This window comes from Rhizobium sp. PRIMUS64, from assembly GCF_023006465.1.
Lineage (GTDB): Bacteria > Pseudomonadota > Alphaproteobacteria > Rhizobiales > Rhizobiaceae > Rhizobium > Rhizobium leguminosarum.
Genome location: NZ_JALBGX010000021.1, coordinates 18,466 through 33,380, shown reverse-complemented (window position 1 = coordinate 33,380; position 14,915 = coordinate 18,466). Strand labels below are relative to the sequence as shown.

The 14,915-nt window shown below is 61.1% G+C and carries 14 protein-coding genes and 1 riboswitch; of the genes, 5 read left to right on the top strand and 9 right to left on the bottom strand.

Features of this window, described 5'->3' with window-relative positions; all coding sequences use genetic code 11:
• The 6 genes from MOV76_RS11605 to MOV76_RS11580 all read right to left on the bottom strand — a co-directional run bounded on the left by MOV76_RS11605 (position 1) and on the right by MOV76_RS11580 (position 5,581).
• Complete coding sequence (locus MOV76_RS11605; RefSeq protein WP_247264551.1) at positions 1 to 651, bottom strand: urea amidolyase associated protein UAAP2; 651 nt, start codon at positions 649 to 651, stop codon at positions 1 to 3.
• Between the two features lie 12 nt (positions 652 to 663).
• A complete protein-coding gene (locus MOV76_RS11600; protein ID WP_113543959.1) occupies positions 664 to 1,485 on the bottom strand; it encodes an urea amidolyase associated protein UAAP1 in 822 nt (273 codons plus the stop codon).
• A complete protein-coding gene (locus tag MOV76_RS11595) occupies positions 1,482 to 2,312 on the bottom strand; it encodes an ABC transporter ATP-binding protein (protein ID WP_130654136.1) in 831 nt (276 codons plus the stop codon). The genes MOV76_RS11600 and MOV76_RS11595 overlap by 4 nt, the downstream gene beginning before the upstream one ends.
• On the bottom strand, positions 2,309 to 3,127 hold the full coding sequence (locus MOV76_RS11590; protein WP_247264550.1) for an ABC transporter permease: 819 nt from the start codon (positions 3,125 to 3,127) through the stop codon (positions 2,309 to 2,311). Before MOV76_RS11590 ends, MOV76_RS11595 begins: the two co-directional genes overlap by 4 nt.
• A 65-nt stretch (positions 3,128 to 3,192) precedes the next feature.
• Positions 3,193 to 4,266 carry a putative urea ABC transporter substrate-binding protein gene (locus tag MOV76_RS11585; RefSeq protein WP_018448942.1) on the bottom strand — a complete coding sequence of 358 codons (1,074 nt, stop codon included), beginning with the start codon at positions 4,264 to 4,266 and terminating at the stop codon, positions 3,193 to 3,195.
• 74 nt (positions 4,267 to 4,340) lie between these two features.
• Positions 4,341 to 4,449: riboswitch (guanidine-I (ykkC/yxkD leader) on the bottom strand.
• A gap of 214 nt (positions 4,450 to 4,663) precedes the next feature.
• The gene (locus tag MOV76_RS11580; RefSeq protein ID WP_018448943.1) at positions 4,664 to 5,581 is read right to left on the bottom strand and encodes a helix-turn-helix domain-containing protein; all 918 of its coding nucleotides are present in this window, start codon (positions 5,579 to 5,581) and stop codon (positions 4,664 to 4,666) included.
• A gap of 86 nt (positions 5,582 to 5,667) precedes the next feature.
• Here MOV76_RS11580 and MOV76_RS11575 point away from each other — a divergent pair, with 86 nt between their 5' ends.
• The 5 genes from MOV76_RS11575 to MOV76_RS11555 all read left to right on the top strand — a co-directional run bounded on the left by MOV76_RS11575 (position 5,668) and on the right by MOV76_RS11555 (position 11,864).
• Positions 5,668 to 6,942 carry an extracellular solute-binding protein gene (locus MOV76_RS11575; RefSeq protein WP_018247019.1) on the top strand — a complete coding sequence of 425 codons (1,275 nt, stop codon included), beginning with the start codon at positions 5,668 to 5,670 and terminating at the stop codon, positions 6,940 to 6,942.
• 83 nt (positions 6,943 to 7,025) lie between these two features.
• Positions 7,026 to 7,886 (top strand): carbohydrate ABC transporter permease, encoded by an 861-nt coding sequence (locus tag MOV76_RS11570; protein WP_018247018.1) that lies wholly within the window; start codon positions 7,026 to 7,028, stop codon positions 7,884 to 7,886.
• On the top strand, positions 7,883 to 8,719 hold the full coding sequence (locus MOV76_RS11565) for a carbohydrate ABC transporter permease (protein WP_018247017.1): 837 nt from the start codon (positions 7,883 to 7,885) through the stop codon (positions 8,717 to 8,719). Before MOV76_RS11570 ends, MOV76_RS11565 begins: the two co-directional genes overlap by 4 nt.
• Positions 8,720 to 8,739: 20 nt before the next feature.
• On the top strand, positions 8,740 to 9,822 hold the full coding sequence (locus MOV76_RS11560; protein WP_247264549.1) for an ABC transporter ATP-binding protein: 1,083 nt from the start codon (positions 8,740 to 8,742) through the stop codon (positions 9,820 to 9,822).
• A gap of 38 nt (positions 9,823 to 9,860) precedes the next feature.
• Positions 9,861 to 11,864: an aldo/keto reductase gene (locus MOV76_RS11555; RefSeq protein ID WP_130654141.1), complete on the top strand. Its 2,004-nt coding sequence runs from the start codon at positions 9,861 to 9,863 to the stop codon at positions 11,862 to 11,864.
• A 43-nt stretch (positions 11,865 to 11,907) separates the two neighbouring features.
• Here MOV76_RS11555 and cydX read toward each other — a convergent pair whose 3' ends face one another.
• The 3 genes from cydX to MOV76_RS11540 form a co-directional block, all read right to left on the bottom strand.
• Positions 11,908 to 12,030 carry a cytochrome bd-I oxidase subunit CydX gene (gene cydX, locus MOV76_RS11550; RefSeq protein WP_017957645.1) on the bottom strand — a complete coding sequence of 41 codons (123 nt, stop codon included), beginning with the start codon at positions 12,028 to 12,030 and terminating at the stop codon, positions 11,908 to 11,910.
• Positions 12,031 to 12,130: 100 nt separating this feature from the next.
• Complete coding sequence (cydB, locus tag MOV76_RS11545) at positions 12,131 to 13,285, bottom strand: cytochrome d ubiquinol oxidase subunit II (protein ID WP_130654142.1); 1,155 nt, start codon at positions 13,283 to 13,285, stop codon at positions 12,131 to 12,133.
• Positions 13,286 to 13,291: 6 nt separating this feature from the next.
• On the bottom strand, positions 13,292 to 14,872 hold the full coding sequence (locus tag MOV76_RS11540; RefSeq protein WP_130654143.1) for a cytochrome ubiquinol oxidase subunit I: 1,581 nt from the start codon (positions 14,870 to 14,872) through the stop codon (positions 13,292 to 13,294).
• Between the last annotated feature and the right edge of the window lie 43 nt (positions 14,873 to 14,915).

Sequence of the window (14,915 nt, the reverse complement as noted above, 5' to 3'; positions counted from 1 at the left end):
TCAGTCCTCGCCGTCCCAGATCAGCACCCGGATCGGCGTCGGATCGAAACCGTTGCAGGGATTGTTGATCTGCGGGCAATTGGAGATGACGCAGAGCACGTCCATCTCCGCCACCAGTTCGACATAGTCGCCAGGCGCGGAAATGCCGTCGACGATGGTCATCTCGCCGTTCGGCTTGATCGGCACGTTCATGAAGAAATTGATGTTCGGCACGATGTCGCGCTTGCTCATGCCGTGTTTGGTCACCTCGATCACGAAACTGTCGCGGCAGGCATGCAGGTATTTGGTGCCGTGGCCAAAGCGCACCGTGTTGCTCTCGCAGGAGCAGGCGCCGGCTGATGTATCGTGCCGGCCGCAGCTATCGGCCGTCATGACCAGCATGACGTTGCCCTCGTTCGAGATGATCTTCGTGCCGGTGCCGATATAGGCGCCACCTTGCGCCCGCATCGTATCCTGGTTGGAATAACGCTCGGCAAAGTCATCGGCGCGATAAAACAGTGTATCGATTGCCTGTTGGCCGTAGCTGTCCTCGATGCGGATGGTCTGACCCTTGCGCACGATGCCGGACCACGGCGCTTCGGCCGGGATGAAATGTTCCTGCACGGCGTTTTCGAGGCTGCGCGAAGCTGAAGTCTTGATGAAATCGGTCATGACAATCCTCCCTCAGGCCAGCATCGAGGCGTTGTTCTCGAAGCCGCGAAGGGCTTCGGCGGTTGCCGTGCGCGCGAGATCGTCGACTGCGGGTGCGGGCGCGCGAAAGCGCGTGACGATGATCGGCTTCGGTGCATAGACCGGGTCGGGATCGAGCGGATGCGGGCAATTGGAAAGGCCGACGATCATGTCCATTTCGGCGCGCAGCTCGGCATAATCGCCGCTGTTGGAGAGTTTGCCGCGCCAGTGGAAGCCGCCGTCATCGTCGACGCGGACCGGGGCGAAGAGATTGAGGATCGCAGGAATGTCGCGCCTGGCAAGACCAAGCTTGCCGGCGACGAGCACGAGATTGTCGCGGGTATTGCGGGTCTTGACGCCCGGATACTTTGCGGCATTCGAAGCTGACGTCGAGCCGCCCATCAGGCAGTCGTGGGCGCCGGAGCTATCCTCGATCAGCGAAAACATCACCCGGCCCATGTCTGAGAAGATGACGCGGCCCTTGCCGAGGGCGGTCGTCCACTGCACCTTGACCGTATCGACGAGATTGAGCCGTTCGCTCGTGTCAGCGGCGTTCCAGGCGACGAGCGCCACAGTCGATCCGCCTTCGCCCTGATCAATGCGGAGCGCCTCGCCGCGCTTCAGCGCGGTCGACCAGTACCAGCCGCCGGGGATGGTTTCCTGATGGATGATCGCAGCCGCATCGATGGCGGCGGCGGGAAGGGGGCTCGGCGCCGGCAAGGCCTTCGGCGCAAATTCCAGCCCCTTCTTCTGATGTTCCTCATAACGCTGCCGGTTGGCGGCGATCTCTTCGGGCGAACGTCTGACATGCATCATGGCTTTTCTCCTGACGGACTGGAAGCCGGGTCGTCCCGGCGAAGGCCCAGAGAAATGACCGGGCCGTCCCGGTCGGGGCTGAAGACGGAGGGCGCGCCGGCAAGCCTGGGCGGCCAGATGGAAATGTCCTTGGTGATCGTCGCGCCGTAGCGCTCCTTTTCCTCCGGGCGGTCACGCCGACGCTCGAAGGCGACAACGCGCGTCGCCAGCGTGAAGGCCTCGCGCATGTCGTGCGTCACCATGACGACGGTCATCTGCGTTTCGTGCCAGAGCCGCTTCATCAATGTGTGGATTTCGGCGCGGATGCCAGGGTCGAGCGCGCCGAAGGGCTCATCGAGCAGCAGCACCTTCGGCTTCATGATCAGCGCCTGCGCCAGTGCCAGGCGCTGCTGCATGCCGCCTGACAGTTGCGCCGGATATTTGTCCTCGGCGCCGGAAAGACCGACTTCGGCAATCAGCCGCCGGGCTTCATCGACGGCGTTGCGACGGGCAGCGCCGAAAAGCTTGGCTTTGTAGCGAGAACCTGAGAGTTCGCGCCCAAGCAGCACATTGCCGAGCACGGTCAGATGCGGGAACACGGAGTAGCGCTGGAAGACGACGCCGCGATCCGGACCTGGCTCCTGCGGCAGAGCTTCGCCGTCCAGCAGGATGGTCCCTCTTGTTGGCCGCTCCTGGCCGAGCAGCATGCGCAGGAACGTCGACTTGCCGCAGCCGGACGGTCCGACGAGCGCGACGAAGGCGCGCGAGGCGACGGTCAGCGACACATCTTCGAGGACGATCTGGTCGCCATATTCCTTCCAGACCTTTTCGATCACCAGTTCGCTCATGCCTGCTTCTCCAGGTCCGACCAGGGGAAGACGGCAATGCGGATGCGATCGAGGATATAATTCATGATCACGGCGAGCAGCGTGATCCAGACGACATAGGGGAAGATGACGTCCATCGAGAGATAGCGGCGGACGAGGAAGATGCGGTAGCCGAGGCCGGAATCCGACGAGATCGCTTCGGCCGCGATCAGGAACAGCCAGGCAGGACCGAGTTGAAGCCTGAGGCAGGTGATCAGCCGCGGCAGGATCTGCGGCAGCACGACACGAAGGCCGATCTGCCAGGAGGAGCCGCCGAGCGTTTCAGCCTTGACGATCTGCTCACGCGGCAGCTCCAGCGCCTTCAGCGCCAGGTCGCGGATCATCGTCGGCGCAACGCCGATGACGATGAGCGCGATCTTCGAGGCTTCGCCAAGCCCCATGGCGATGAACAGGATCGGCAGCAGCGCCAGCGGCGGCACCATCGAGATGACGGCGACGAAGGGCGAGAGCAGGGCTCGGAGATATGGCAGCATGCCGATCAACATGCCGATGATGAGCGCGGTGAGGGTCGAGATGCCGAGGCCGGCGAACAGCCGGATCAGGCTCGCTCCGGTATCGGACCAGAGCAGGTATTCGCCGGTGCGCGGATCGGCGATGAAGGCCAGGCGATCGATCGCATCGGCAAAACCGGCAAGACCGGGCAGCAGCTTGTCATTGGCATTTTCCGCCAATCGTGCCACCGAGCCGAAAGTGTAGGCAACGATCAGCAGCACGAAGGGCAGCAGCGTCAAGGCAAGCTGCGCGCCCCGGCTCGGCCTTGTGTTGATCCAGCGCATGAGGAAAGCTCCGCTGATGAAGGTCGGGCGGCGCGGTCAACGCCGCGCCGCGGCTTTTACATCGCTCAGAGCGAACCGTCGGCGGCGGCCTTCATGTAGGTCTCGGTGAAGCGCAGCTTGACGTTGCCGCTGTCGCCGAGGATCTTGCCATCCGGCATTTCGATGCCGATGACGTCGGCCGACGGCGCGCCATTGCCGAGCAGGCCTTTTTCGAACAGGAAGTTGCGGACGAGATCCATTGTCTTCGGCAGGCTGCCCGAGGCAGTGAAGGCAACGGCATCGGCCGGCTTGGCAAACAGCTTGGTGGCGGCAAGCTGGGATTCGAAGCCCTTGAGATCGGTACCCGATGCCTGGCCCATCGCCTCGCGTGCAGCCTTGCCGTCGGCACTGTCGGCAGTCAGCAATGCTGCGGTTTCATACCAGATGCCGGCGAGCGCCTTGCCGAAATTCGGATTGTCCTTCAGCACGCCTGAATTGGCGACCATCAGGTCGATAATCTCGCCCGGCACTTGCGAGCTGTCGAAGACCTTCTTGGCCGTGGGATCCTCGAGGATGGTCGAGACCAGCGGGTTCCAGGTGACGACCGCGGTCACGTCTGCCGTCTTGTAGGCGGCGACCATATCGGCGTCGGAGGTGTTGACCACTTTCACGTCGCGCTCGGTTAGTTTGATGCTTTCGAGCGCGCGGGCGAGCAGGTAGTGCGAGACGGAAAATTCGACGAGATTGACGTTCTGTGCCTTGATGTCGGCAAGGCTCGCTTTGTCCTTGAGGATGACGGCATCATTGCCGTTCGAGAAGTCGCCGACGATGACGGCTGTGGTATCGACGCCGCCGGCAGCCGGGATCGACAGGCCGTCCATGTTGGTCAGCGTCACGGCGTCGAAGGCGCCAGCGGTATACTGGTTCATCGATTCGACGTAGTCGTTGAACTGGGTCACCTCGATCTTGATGCCGTATTTGTCGGCCCATTTCTTGACGATGCCGTGATCGGCGGCATAACCCCAGGGCATCCAGCCGACATAGATCGACCAGGCGACCTTGAAGTCGGTCTTCTGTTCGGCCTTCGCGATGGAGCCGAGTCCCAGCGCCAGGGACGCCGTCAGCGCGGTAATCGATAGAATCTTCGAAAAAGTCTGCATTGAAATTCCCCTTTTGCTTTTCTTCAAAAGGGATCGGCAATGACCATCGTGCCGCCAATCCCTTGGCTTACGAGGTCTCCCGGGCTTTTGTCCCGCCGTGCACCCGGCGGGATGTCTCCCCTGCCGGTGGTAGCTCTCGGACCAGCCACGCCTTGCGACGCCGGAACCCTAGCCACCAACTCTGCAACTATCGAAGCAAAGTGTGTGCCAAATTATAAATCATTGATTTTATTGAGAGTTGCGCTGGCATCAATTCCCCAGCAAATGCAATAGTGCATGCACTTGCACATAAAATGTGCACATTCTGCCGCCACCGTAGGCGTTGGTTCTTTTTTGCCCAGTGAAAAACAAGTCGCAGGCAGAAACGCACAAGACGCCGAAGTGCGGCTGCCCTGAGCTAGTTCCGGAAAGCGCCGGCCGGGACCGTCGTCACCAGCCGGATGTCACGGCGGAAGTCCGAGGGCGACATGCCGGCGATATGGCGGAAGGATTTGTTGAAGGCGCTGATCGAGCCGAAGCCGCTGTCCATCGCCACCTGCAGCACGTTGGCGCCCTCGCTCATCAGCATCGCCTGAGCGCGCGACAGCCGCAGCAGCGTCACATATTTGCTGAGCGTCATGCCGGTCGATCGCTTGAACAGGTTCATCGCATATTTCGGATGTAGGTCGGCGGCGCGGGCGATATCGACCGAATCGATATCGTGCAGGAAATTGGCGGCGATGAAATCGCACATGCGCGCGACGCTGCGCGAGGAATGCGGATACGGGTGATCGCCGTCGAGATTGATGGCCGCCTGCGACGTCATCGAATAGGGTTCGAGCGCGATCCGTTCGATGCGCAGCAGCAGTTCGTCGACGGCGTGCTGGGCCTTGGCGGGATCGCCTGAGTTGGCATAGCGGAACCAGCGGGTGAAGTTCTCCCTGTCGGCGGCATCCGTTGCCGAGGTCAGCAGCGTCTCGCCCTTCATCAGCCGGCTGGAAACGCTGATCGGCAGGCGCAGCCGGAAGAAATAGACGAGCGGCAGATGGGCGCCGGCATAGAGCGAATCATCCGAGGATTCGTCCATCTGATGCGGCTGACCACCCCAAAAGAGGCACATTTCGCCGGCGTTCAGCCGGAATTCGTGGTCGCTCATCCGGTAGTGCACGGTGCCGCGCATCACGTAGTTGACCTCGACCTGCGCGTGCCAGTGCGGCATGGCCATAACAGGCGGATGGGCATGAAACATCTGCAGCGCTGTCGGCAAACCCTCGATGCTGCTCGCGCCGGGCTGGTAGATTGCACGTGTGCCGACCTTACTTTCCGCCAAATTCATGTTCCCTTTTTAGGAGACACCCGCTCCCTTACAGATAGTCTAACCGCGTTCGTGAAAGATCGGCAATTGAAAAGGGAGGATTTTCAATGCGCTTCAAACTTCTCGCTGCGACCGCAGCTGTCGCAGTGCTTGCTTCCGGCTCCGCATTCGCGCAGTCGGCCAATCTCACCATCTGGAGCTGGAATGTCGCTGCATCGGCCTTGAAGTCCACGCTTCCAGGCTTCAACAAGCAGTTTCCCGATATCAAGATCACCGTCGAGGACCTCGGCAACAGCCAGGTCTTCGACAAGACGCTCGCTGCCTGCGCTGCCGGTGGCGACGGCTTGCCCGACATCGTCAGCATCGAGAATTTCGAGGCTGAAATCTTCTGGAGCCGTTTCCCGGATTGCTTCGCCAATCTGAAGGAGCTCGGCTATACGGCCGATATCCAGGCGAAATTCCCTGATTTCAAGCGCACCGAGCTTGAAGTCGGCGATGTCGCCTATGCCATGCCGTGGGATTCCGGTCCCGTCGCCGTCTTCTACCGCCGCGATCTGTACGAAAAGGCCGGCGTCGATCCGAGCACGATCAGCACCTGGGACGATTTCATCGCTGCCGGCAAAAAGATTTCCGCCGCCAATCCCGGCGTCGTCATGGCGCAGGCCGACTTCAACGGCGACAGCGAATGGTTTCGCATGATCGCCAACGAACAGGGCTGCGGCTATTATTCGACCGACGGTCAGAACATCACCATCAACCAGCCGGCCTGCGTCGCCTCGCTGCAAAAGGTGAAGGAGATGAAGGATGCCGGGACGCTGACGTCGGCCAACTGGGACGAAAAGATCCAGGCCAATACCGCCGGCAAGGCCGCAAGCCAGCTATATGGCGGCTGGTATGAGGGCACCGTGCGCTCGACCTCTCCCGATCTCAAGGGCAAGTGGGGCGTCTACAGAATGCCGAGCCTGACCGCCGATGGCCCGCATGCGGCCAATCTCGGCGGTTCGTCGCTCGCCATTTCGGCGACATCCGCGAATAAGGAAGCCGCCTGGAAGTTCGTCAATTACGCCCTCGGCACGGATGAGGGTCAGATCACCATGCTGAAGGAGTTCGGTCTGGTCCCGTCGCTGCTTTCGGCTGAGAAGGATCCCTTCGTCAATGAGCCGCAGCCCTATTGGGGCGGCCAGAAGGTCTGGGCGGATATTCTGGCGACACTGCCGAAGATCGTACCGAGCCGCGGCACCGCCTTCCAGAGCGATGCGGAAGCCATCTTCAAGGCAACGCAGACGAAGTTCTTCGCTGGCGGCTATCCCGATGCGAAGGCGGCTCTCGACGACGCCGCCAAGCAGATTGCTTCGGCGACCGGCCTCCCTATCGCGCAATGAATGACGATGCCGGGCGCTTCAGGCGCCCGGCTTTCCCCCGGTTTGCAAAGCGGCCGGTCATTCGTTCGTGAGGAGGAGGCTTGATGCCGTTCAGAACCCGGAGCGCCTATGCGTTCCTCGCCCCCTATCTGCTGGTCTTTGCCACCTTCTGGGTCTGGCCGATCATCAATTCGTTCCTGATTTCGTTTCAGAACACCCGAATCAATCCGTGGAAATTCAGTTTCCAGGCCAATTGGGGCCGGCTCTTCTATGACCCGGCCTTTTACAATGCTCTTTACAATACGCTGATCATCCTGCTGATTCAGGTACCGGTGATGATCGCACTCGCGACGGTCATGGCGGTAATGCTCAATTCGCCGCTGCTGAAAGCGCGGCCGCTCTTCCGCTTCGCCTTCTTTGCGCCTGTCGTCGTCGGCGAGGTCGCCTATGCTGCCGTCTTCCGGCTGATGTTCAGCCTCGATTTCGGTATCATCAACAAGCTGATCTCGGCCGTCGGTCTGAGCCCGGTCTCCTGGTTCGACAATGCGAATGCCGCCATGGCGCTGATCATTCTCGCCGTCACATGGCGCTGGGCGGGCTACAACGCCATCATCATCCTCGCCGGTCTGCAGTCGATTCCCGACGATGTCTACGAGGCAGCGACACTCGACCGGGTGAGCAAGGTACAGCAATTCTTTCATATCACCCTGCCGCTTCTGAAACCGATCATCCTCTTCTGCGTGGTTCTTTCGGTGATCGGCACCATGCAGCTCTTCACCGAGCCCTTCCTGATCACCAATCGCGGCGGTCCTGGCGGCGGCACCGAGACGCTTGGCCTGCTACTTTATCGCCAGGGCTTCACCTCGCTGAACTTCGGCTATGCCTCGGCGATCGCCTATACGATGGCTGCCCTTGCCGTGGCGATCTCGCTTCTCAATCTCTGGGTCGGGAGGGATCCGAAATGAGATCCAAATCGCAATCCCTTCTGCTGCGTCAGATCGCGCTGCATGCCGCACTGGCGCCGCTTGCGATAATCTGGCTGTTTCCGCTCTGGATGATGTTCGTCTTCTCGACGATGCCCGACAACGGCATCTTCAGCCCTGACATCGTGCTCTGGCCATCGACCAACTTCGTCGAGAATTTCAAGAACCTGCAGGCCGATACCGATTTCATCGGCGCCATGGTGATCTCCGTCGGCGTCGCGCTCATCTATACGGTCCTGTCGGTACTGCTGACCTCGATGGCGGGCTGGGCGCTGGCGCGGTACCGTTTCGTCGGCCGCTCCATCGTCATCGCCATCATCCTCGGTACGATCACGCTGCCGTTTTCGGTGGTGGTGATCCCGCAATTCATCATGGTGGCACGCGAATTCAAGCTGGCAAACACCTGGGTGGCGCTGATCGTGCCACCGCTGTTCAATTCGCTCGGGGTGCTGTTCATGCGGCAATCCTTCTCGATGATGCCAGGCGAGCTCTTTGATGCCGCCCGGGTCGAGGGCGTCAAGGAATGGCAGATCTTCCTGCGCATCGCCCTGCCGCTGGCGCGTCCGACCATGGCGGCACTGGCGATCATCCTGTTCCTCGCCTCGTGGAACAACTATCTCTGGCCGCTGCTGATCAATTCCAAACCGGGAATGATGACGGCGCCGGTGGCACTGGGAACGCTGATCGGCCTCACCAAGGTGTCATGGGGCGGCATCATGGCCGGCGCGGTGCTGCTGACGGCGCCGATCCTTGTCGTCTTCGTGGCTCTCCAGCGCCATTTCATCGCCGGCATCGCGGCCGGCGCAATCAAATAATCGAACAATAGGGAGGCCGCATGGCAGAGCTTTCACTCAGCAATATCGTCAAGCGCTTCGGCGGCTTTGAGATCATCCACGGCGCCAATCTGGAGGTGAAGGACGGCGAATTCGTTGTCTTCGTCGGCCCCTCCGGCTGCGGCAAGTCCACGCTGCTCAGGATGATCGCCGGCCTCGAGGACATTACATCAGGCGAACTTCAGATCGGCGGCAGGGTGGTCAACGACGTCGAGCCGGCTGATCGCGGCATCGCCATGGTCTTCCAGTCCTATGCGCTCTATCCGCACCTGACCGTCGAGGAAAATTTGAGCTTCGGCCTGCGCATGAACGGCAATCCGAAGGCCGATACCGAGCGGCGCGTGCGCCATGTCGCCGAGATCCTGCAGATCACCGAGTTGATGAAGCGGCGACCGAAGCAGCTTTCCGGCGGCCAGCGCCAGCGCGTCGCAATTGGCCGAGCCATCGTCCGCGAACCCCAAGTCTTCCTGTTCGACGAACCTTTGTCGAACCTCGATGCGGAACTGCGCGTGCAGATGCGCGTCGAAATATCAAGACTGCACAAGCAGCTCGGCACGACGATGATCTACGTCACCCACGACCAGACGGAAGCGATGACACTCGCCGACAGGATCGTCGTGCTGCGCGCCGGCAATATCGAACAGATCGGCGCGCCGCTCGACCTTTACGACGACCCCGCAAACCAGTTCGTCGCCGGTTTCGTCGGTTCGCCGAAGATGAATTTCCTGAAGGCCGTGGTGGTTGACACGCAGCCGGGTCGGGTGGTGATTGCCCTGGAAAGCGACGCCAATACGCGCCTGCCGCTGCCTGTCGCCGTTCCGATCGAAGCCGGCGCAAAGGTGACGCTCGGGATCCGTCCCGAACATTTCGTCGATGCGGGGATGGGCGATGCCGACATCACCGTCACCATCGACGTCGCCGAACACCTCGGCAATACCAGCTACATCTACGCCACCATAGGTCCCGAGCAACTGATCTTCGAGCGGCCGGAATCGCGCGTCGCCGGCAACCGCGAGACGCTGACAGTCGGCCTTCCCGCCAATCGCACATTCCTTTTCGACGGCGCCGGTAAACGGCTTCGCTGAACCAAATCCCAGGACAGAAAGACGAAAGAGGATTTTCCATGACTTCAGATCAACCGATCCGGTGGGGCATCATCGGCCCCGGCACCATCGCCCGCACCTTTGCCGATGGCGTCGCCCATTCTCGCACGGGGAAGCTGGTGGCGATCGCTACCCGCAATCCGGCAAAGCCAGGCCTTGCCGAAAACTTCCCCGGCGCCCGCATCGTCAATGGCTACGAGGCGCTGCTTTCCGACCCCGAGGTTGATGCTGTCTATATCTCCGTGCCCCATACCGGCCACGCCGAATGGGCGATCAAGGCGGCACGTGCCGGCAAGCACATCCTGGTGGAAAAGCCGATCGCACTCTCGGCCTACGATGCCGAAGCGGTTTATTACGAGGCGAAAAAAGCCGGCGTCTTTGCCGGGGAAGCCTTCATGTACCGCGTGCATCCGCAGACGGAGAAACTGGTCGAACTCGTCAAAAGCGGCGTCATCGGCACCGTTCGCATCATCCGCTCGAGCTTCGGCTTCAACATGGGCAGCTACAAGCCGGAACACCGGCTTTTCGCCAATGACACCGCCGGCGGCGGCATTCTCGATGTCGGCGGTTATCCGGTCTCGATGGCCAGACTGATTGCCGGCGCCGCAGAGGGCAAGGCCTTCCTCGAACCGGAGAAGGTCTCGGGCGTCGCCCATCTCGGAGAGAGCGGCGTCGATGAATGGGCATCTGCCGTGCTCAAGTTCCCGAACGAGATCATCGCCGAAGTCTCCTGCTCGATCATGGCCCAGCAGGACAATGTGTTGCGCATCATCGGCTCCGAGGGCCGGATCGAGGTCCAGGACTTCTGGTTTGCCTCCGGCCACAAGGGCGGCGTCGGCAAGATCGAGATCTTCAAGGGCGGCAGCCGAGAAACCGTCGAACTCAGGGAGGATCGCTGGCTCTATTCCTTTGAGGCGGACGCGGCAGGCGATGCCATCCGCGCCGGCAAGACCGAATTCAGCTCTCCAGGCATGAGCTGGGCAGATTCGATCGGAAACCTGCGAGTGCTCGACCAGTGGCGTGCCTCGGTCGGCCTCGAATACGGCGTGGAAAAAGCCAGCAAACGCACAGCAAACATTGCCGGCGGCGCGATCGCGCGCGGCAACAGCGTTCCGCAGCGTGAAATTCCCGGCATTTCCAAGCCGGCCTCGGTCGTGACCCTCGGCTTCGAGTTCTTTCCGAACTTCGCCTCTGCCTCGCTGACGCTCGACGCCTTCTACGAGGCCGGCGGCAATGCCTTTGACACGGCCTATGTCTATGGCGGTGGCAAGACGGAAGCGATCTTCGGCGACTGGCACACGAGCCGCAAGGTGCCGCGCGAGGAGATCGTGCTGATCGGCAAGGGCGCCCATTCGCCGCTCTGCTATCCCGATATAATCGCAAAGCAGCTCGACCAGTCGCTTTCCCGGCTGAAGACCGACTATGTCGACATCTATTTCATGCATCGCGACAACACCGACGTGCCCGTCGGCGAGTTCGTCGATGCCATGGATGCCGAGGTCAAGCGCGGACGCATCCGCGGCATATTCGGTGGTTCGAACTGGACGCGGGCGCGCTTCGACGAAGCGATCGCCTATGCCGAAAAGACCGGCAAGACGGCGCCGGCAGCGCTGTCCAACAACTTCTCGCTCGCCGAGATGCTCGACCCGATCTGGGCCGGCTGCGTTGCCGCTTCCGATGACGACTGGAAAAAGTGGCTGAACGACAAGCAGATCCCGAACTTCGCCTGGTCGAGCCAGGGTCGCGGCTTCTTTACCGATCGTGCCGGCCGCGACAAGCGGGATGATGAGGAAATCGTCCGGGTCTGGTATTCCGAGCGCAACTTCGGACGTCGCGACCGCGCCATCGAGCTTGCCAACAAACTCGGCCGCAATCCGATCCACATCGCGCTTGCCTATGTGATCGCCCAGCCTTTCCCGGTCATTCCACTGATCGGGCCGCGCACCGTCGCCGAATTGGAAGACAGTCTCTCGGCACTCGACATCAAGCTGACGCCCGATCAGGTGAAGTGGCTGGAAGGCTGATGCAACAGCCAAGGGCGCGGTTTGAACCGCGCCCTTTGCTTTTCTACTTGCGCGGCTCGGAAGCTTTCTTCCTGGCCGCGTCGTCCATCAGCTCATACCACATGGCGTTGAGGACGGCGAAAGCCGCGGCCAGCGGCAGGCCGAGGATCCATGCAAAATACCACATCGTTTGGTCTCCCTCAGAGCAATTCCAGGAAAAGTGCGAAGCGGTTTTCCGTCCGGAATTGCGTAAAAACAAAAGGTTAGAGCGGTTCTCCTGAATCGCTCTAGTAAGCGTGACTGTTCTTGTCGGTGATCGACTTCTCATCGACCTTGCCCCACAGAACCTTGTAGACCCAGGCTGTGTAGGCGAAGATGATCGGCAGGAAGATCACCGTCACGACCAGCATGATGAACAGCGTCATGTGGCTGGAGGACGCATCCCAGACCGTCAGGCTCGATCGCGGATCAAGCGAGGAGGGCAGGATGAACGGGAACATCGACAAGCCGACCGTCGAGATGATGCCAAAGATCGCCACCTTGCTGAACAGCAGCGTCATGACCTCGCGCCTTGCCCGCATGGCGATGAACGCCAGCGCCGCGCCGACGAAGCCGAGGACGGGCGCGATGATCATCCAGGAATGAGCGGCGTAGTTGGTCAGCCACGCGCCTTTCTCAAGCGCCACGGTCTTCAGCAGCGGATTGGAGGGACCGATCGGGCTGATATCGCTGGTGATGCGATAGCCACCGACGCCGATCCACAGGAAGAGGCCGCCGAGTGCGAAAAGCATGATAACGGCAAGGGCGGCGATGCTGCCATAGGTTCTGGCACGCACGGCGACCGGGCCACTCGACTTCAACACCAGCCAGGCCGCACCATGCATCGTCAGCATGGCTAGCGAAAGCAGGCCGCAGAGCAGAGCATAGGGGTTGAGCAGGGCGAAGAACGAGCCCTCGTAGAAGATCCGCATATCGTCGGCAAAGCGAAAAGGCACGCCCTGTAGCACGTTGCCGACGGCAACGCCGAAGATCAGCGACGGCACGAAACCGCCGACGAACAGCGCCCAGTCCCAGCCGCTCCGCCAGCTGGCGCTTTCCCGCTTCGAACGATATTTGAAGCCGACTGGGCGCAGGATGAGCGCGAAGAGGATCGCGAACATCGCCAGATAGAAGCCCGAGAAGGACACCGCATAAAGCGGCGGCCAGGCAGCAAAGATGGCGCCGCCGCCGAGGATCAGCCAGACCTGATTGCCCTCCCAGGTGGCGCCGATGGTGTTGATCGCCACGCGCCGTTCCGTATCGGTCCGGGCAACGAAAGGCAGAAGGGTGCCGACGCCGAGATCGAAACCGCCTGTTGTCGCAAAGGCGATCAGCAGCACGCCGAGCAGCAGCCACCAGATGAGACGCAGGGTTTCATAGTCAATGAGTTCGTGAAGGATCATGGCAGGTCACTCCGCGGCGGGGATGAGGGTTTCGGAAATCAGAACCGCTTCCGGCTCGTCGTCCGGCTCCGGTCCTTGCTTGATTGCCTTGATCATCAGGCCCATCTCGATGACGATCAGCGTCGTGTAGAGCGCCGCAAAACCGATGATGGTCAGAAGCACGGTGTCGGCGCCAAGGCTGGAGACGGCGGCGGCCGTCGGCAACACGCCTTCGATCACCCAGGGCTGGCGGCCGAATTCGGCGACGACCCAGCCGAGTTCAATGGCAACCCAGGGCAGGGGGATCGCCAGCACGGCAATCTTCAGAAGCAACGGATATTTGTCGAGGTGGCGGCGCGCTGACAGCCAGAAGAAGGTGGCGGTCAGCAGGATGAAGAAGATACCGAGGCCGACCATGATGCGGAAGGACCAGAAGAGCGTCGGCACGTGCGGGATGGTATCGCGCGCGGCCTGAACGATCTGCTCCTCGGTCGCCCGGCGCGGATCGTCGACGTAGCGCTTCAGTAGAAGAGCATAACCAAGATCGTGGCCGAGATCCTCGAAGGAGCCGCGCACTTCCTGCGCAACCTGGTCCTGTGCCGGTGCCGAACGGATCTGCATCAACGCGTCGTAAGCCTTGATACCGTCCCGGATCCGGGTTTCGGCCTGCTGTTCGAGCTTGTCGATGCCGGGGATTTCGGTCGTCAGCGACCGCGTGCCGATCAGGCCCATGACCCAGGGAATGTGCACGGCAAAATGCGTTTCGCGGGCTTCCTGGTCGGGGAAGCCGAAGGCGGTGAAGGCGGCCGGCGCCGGTTCCGTCTTCCACATGCCCTCGATTGCCGCGAGCTTCATCTTCTGGTTCTCGGTCGCGAGATAACCGCTCTCATCGCCAAGGACGACGACCGAAAGCGCCGAAGCGAGGCCGAAGGAGGCGGCGACCGTCATCGAACGCTTGGCAAGCTCGATATGCCGGCCCTTGATTATATACCAGGCCGAGACGCCGAGCACGAAGATCGAAGCGCAGACGTAACCTGCCGATACCGTATGGACGAATTTCGCCTGGGCCACCGGGTTGAAGACCACATCGAAGAAGCTTGTGATCTCCATGCGCATCGTTTGCGGATTGAGCGCCGATCCCACCGGGTTCTGCATCCAGCCATTGGCAATCAGGATCCACAGCGCCGAGAAGTTCGAGCCGAGCGCCACAGCCCAGGTGGCGACCAGATGGCCGACCTTCGACAGTTTGTCCCAGCCGAAGAAGAACAGCCCGACGAAGGTCGCCTCGAGGAAGAAGGCCATTAGGCCTTCGATCGCCAGCGGCGCACCGAAGATGTCGCCGACATAATAGCTGTAATAGCTCCAGTTCATGCCGAACTGGAACTCCATGACGATGCCGGTGGCGACGCCGATCACGAAATTGATGCCGAACAACGTGCCCCAGAATTTCGTCATCTGTCGCCAGATCTGGCGGCCGGTCATGACATAGACGGTTTCCATGATCGCCAGGAGCACGGACAGGCCGAGCGTCAAGGGCACGAACAGGAAGTGGTAAAGCGCCGTCAGCGCAAATTGGAAGCGCGAAAGTGCTACGATATCTAGTTCCATTGTCTTTCTCCCACGGTCCCACGCGGTACAGGGCGTTCCTCAG